The sequence below is a fragment of the Polaromonas glacialis genome (assembly GCF_000709345.1).
GTDB classification, from domain to species: domain Bacteria; phylum Pseudomonadota; class Gammaproteobacteria; order Burkholderiales; family Burkholderiaceae_C; genus Polaromonas; species Polaromonas glacialis.
The window spans coordinates 1-2,290 of sequence record NZ_KL448324.1; the positions used below are offsets into that span (position 1 = coordinate 1).

Here is a 2,290-nt window from a genome sequence, read left to right on the forward strand (position 1 = left end):
ATTCGAGCGCAGCAGGCCCCTGACCGGCACCGACAGCTTCTGGCCCGCCGGCGTGCGCAGGCTCCAGAGGTCATCGCCCTGCACGCTGCTGTACACCACGCAGTCGTGCGCTGCCAGGTCGGCCGCGCTACCCGGCGTGCCGCGCGCACGTAAATAGGACGGCGCCGCCACCATCAGCCACGGATTGGTGCCCAGGTAGCGCGCGCCCAGCGTCGAGTCGGCCATCGGCCCCATGCGGATGGCCAGGTCAATGCCTTGCTCGACCAGGTTCACGTAGCGGTCGTCAAAGGTCAAGTCCAGTGTGATGTCCGGGTGCTGCTGCATGTAGCGCAGCACCAGCGGCACCACCACGCGCCGCCCGAACGCCACCGAGGTGCTGATGCGCAGGTTGCCGCCCACCTTGCTTTGCAGCAGCGTGGCCAGGTTGTCGGCTTCCTCGATCTCGCGGGCGATCAGCTTGCATTTGTCGTAATACAGCGCGCCCACTTCGGTCAGCGTCACGCCGCGTGTCGAGCGGTGCAGCAGCCTGGCGCCCAGGCGCTGCTCCATGGCGGCCACGGCCTTGGTGGCCGTGGGCTGGGTAATGCCGGTCTCACCGGCCGCCTTGCTGAAGCTGCCGGTCTCGACGACGCGAATAAAAAGGGCAATGCCGGTGACGCGATCCATGGCGCTGACTGTAATCGCGTTTTGCGTATTTATGCCGCCATGGAATAGGTCTTATCGATGCAATGGTATTCACAAGTACACGTGCCAAAGGAATGATCGAGCCATCTAAACAAGGAGCAATCAATGGCAAAAATGAAGGCCGCCATGGCCGCCGTACTGGTGATGGAAAAAGAAGGCGTGACGCAGGCCTTCGGCGTGCCGGGCGCGGCCATCAATCCGCTGTACGCAGCGATGCGCGAGCACCCGGCGATCGCACACATCCTGGCGCGCCACGTCGAGGGCGCCTCGCACATGGCCGAGGGCTACACCCGCGCCCAGGCCGGTAACATCGGCGTGTGCATCGGCACGTCGGGACCGGCCGGCACCGACATGATCACCGGGCTATATTCGGCCCAGGCCGACAGCATTCCAATTCTGTGCATCACCGGCCAGGCGCCGCGCGCGCGCATGCACAAGGAAGACTTCCAGGCGGTGGACATTGAGTCCATCTCCAAGCCGGTCACCAAGTGGTCGACCCGCGTGATGGAGCCGGCCCAGGTGCCGCGCGCTTTCCAGCAGGCCTTTCACCTGATGCGCTCGGGCCGCCCCGGCCCGGTGCTGATCGACCTGCCCTTCGACGTGCAGATGGCCGAGATCGAATTCGACATCGACACCTACGAGCCGCTGGCCGTTTACAAGCCGACAGCGAGCCGGAAACAGATCGAAAAAGCGCTTGAAATGCTGATGACGGCCGAGCGCCCGCTGATCGTTTCTGGCGGCGGCGTCATCAACGCCGATGCGTCCGACTTGCTGGTCGAGTTTGCCGAACTGACCGGCGTGCCGGTGATTCCGACGCTGATGGGCTGGGGCACGATTCCCGACGACCACCCGCTGATGGCCGGCATGGTCGGGCTGCAGACCAGCCACCGCTACGGCAATGCGACGATGCTGGCCAGCGACTTCGTGCTCGGCATCGGCAACCGCTGGGCGAACCGCCACACCGGCTCGCCCGAGGTCTATTGCAAGGGCCGCAAGTTCATCCACATCGACATTGAGCCGACGCAGATTGGCCGCGTGTTCGCGCCCGACTACGGCATTGTGTCGGACGCCAAAGTCGCATTGCAGCTGCTCGTCGAGATTGCCCGCGAGTGGAAGCAGGCCGGCAAGCTGCGCAACTGGTCGGGCTGGGCAAATGAATGCCAAGCCCGCAAGTCGTCGTTGGACTACCTGCGCAAGACCAATTTCGACACCGTGCCGATGAAGCCGCAGCGTGTCTACCAATGCATGATCAATGCGTTTGGCAAGGATGTTTGCTACATCTCGACCATCGGTCTGTCGCAGATTGCCGGCGCTCAATTCCTGCACGTCTACAAGCCGCGCCACTGGATCAACTGTGGACAAGCCGGCCCGCTGGGCTGGACGCTGCCCGCCGCGCTGGGTGTGCGCGCCGCAGACCCGACACGCAAGATCGTTGCGCTCTCGGGCGACTACGACTTCCAGTTCATGATCGAAGAGCTGGCCGTCGGTGCGCAGTTCAAGCTGCCCTACATCCACATGGTGGTGAACAACAGCTACCTGGGACTGATTCGCCAGTCGCAGCGCGGCTTCACGATGGACTACTGCGTGCAGTTGGGCTTTGAAAACA

The 2,290-nt window shown here is 63.7% G+C and carries 2 protein-coding genes; one reads left to right on the forward strand and one right to left on the reverse strand.

Going from position 1 to position 2,290, the window contains the following annotated elements; translation table 11 throughout:
• The coding region (locus tag EC86_RS0120210; RefSeq protein WP_029527699.1) for a LysR family transcriptional regulator at window positions 1–666 on the reverse strand (666 nt) is incomplete at its 3' end.
• Window positions 667–789: 123 nt separating this feature from the next.
• Here EC86_RS0120210 and gcl point away from each other — a divergent pair.
• A partial coding sequence (gene gcl, locus EC86_RS26370; protein WP_029527700.1) for a glyoxylate carboligase occupies window positions 790–2,290 on the forward strand: 1,501 nt, incomplete at its 3' end.